Source organism: Stenotrophomonas sp. P5_B8, from assembly GCF_054049855.1.
Map to the genome: position 1 here is coordinate 1 of NZ_JBFULO010000649.1, position 1516 is coordinate 1516.

The following is a 1516-nucleotide window of genomic DNA, read 5'->3' on the forward strand; positions in this document are numbered from 1 at the left end:
GCGGTACAGGATGCCATCGAGCACGTCGTAGGCCGGCAACGAGTCCTGGTCGGTCTGGTTGTCGCGCAGCTCGGCCGAGGGCGGGCGGCTGATCACCGCCGGCGGAATCACCGGCGCGCCGCCCACGGTGTTGCGCCACTTGGACAGGCCGAACACCTCGGTCTTGTACAGGTCCTTGAGCGGCGCATAGCCACCGCACATGTCGCCGTAGATGGTCGCGTAACCCACCGCATACTCGCTCTTGTTGCCGGTGGTCAGCAGCAGCCCGCCGAACTTGTTCGACAGCGCCATCAGGATCACGCCGCGGCTGCGCGACTGCAGGTTCTCTTCGGTGACGTCGGCAGCCTGCCCTTCGAACATCGGGCCGAGCGCAGCCATGAGCCCCTCGAACACCGGCTCGATCGACACCGCTTCCAGTTTCACGCCCAGCGCGCGGCACTGCTCGGCAGCCAGGTCGTTGGACACGCCGGCGGTATAGCGCGACGGCAGCCGCACCGCAGTGACGTTGTCCGCGCCCAGCGCGTCCACCGCCATGGCCAGCACCAGCGCCGAATCGATGCCGCCGGACAGACCCAGCCACACCTTCTTGAAGCCGTTCTTGCGGCAGTAATCCTGGATGCCACGGGTCACCGCGCGCCAGGCCAGCGCGTCCATGCTCTCATCGCCGTCGTCGATCCACTCGCGCGGCAGGAAACGGCGCGTCTGCGCGTCGTAATCCACCACCAGCCACTGGTCGGTGAATGCCGCCGCGGCCGGGTGCACGGTGCCGTCGCCGTCGGCCACGACCGAGGCGCCATCGAACACCAGTGCGTCCTGGCCACCGACCACGTTGAGGTAGGCGATCGCCGCCCCGCTCTCACGCGTGCGTTCGGCCAGCAGCGCATCGCGCTGGGCATGCTTGCCGCGCTCATAGGGCGAGGCGTTGGGCACCAGCACCAGCTGCGCACCGTCGCGCACGGTGTCGGCCAGCGGCTCGGCGAACCACAGGTCCTCGCAGATCAGCACGCCGACCGGCACGCCCTTCAGCTCGAACACGCAGCTGCCACCGTCCGGGTCCACGTCGAAGTAGCGGCGCTCGTCGAACACCGCGTAATTGGGCAGCTCGCGCTTGCGGTAGGTGTGCTCCACCTTGCCATCGCGCAGCACGCTGGCGGCGTTGTAGACCACCGCACCGGCCGCCTGCGGCCAGCCGACCACGACGGCGATGCCGGTTGCGGCGGCGGCGATGCGCGTGAGCGCCTGCTCACAGTCGTACAGGAAGCCCGGACGCAGCAGCAGGTCTTCCGGCGGGTAGCCGCTGATCGCCAGTTCCGGGAACACCACCAGCTCGGCGCCGTACTCATCACGCGCCTCGGCGATCATCGCGATGATGTTGTCGGTGTTCTGCGCCACCGCGCCCACCGGGAAATCAAACTGCGCCATCGCGATGCGGATCGAAGCCATGAAGGTCCAGCCAGTGGTTGCAATGCGCTCATTGTAGTGCCGGCCGCTGGCCGGCAACCACGCGATCGTTGGC

1 protein-coding gene is annotated in these 1516 nt (G+C 68.3%); it reads right to left on the reverse strand.

Features of this window, described 5'->3' with window-relative positions:
- Positions 1-1443: NAD+ synthase (locus ACXJKH_RS20355; protein ID WP_457322085.1), on the reverse strand; the 1443-nt coding region annotated here is incomplete at its 3' end.
- Between the last annotated feature and the right edge of the window lie 73 nt (positions 1444-1516).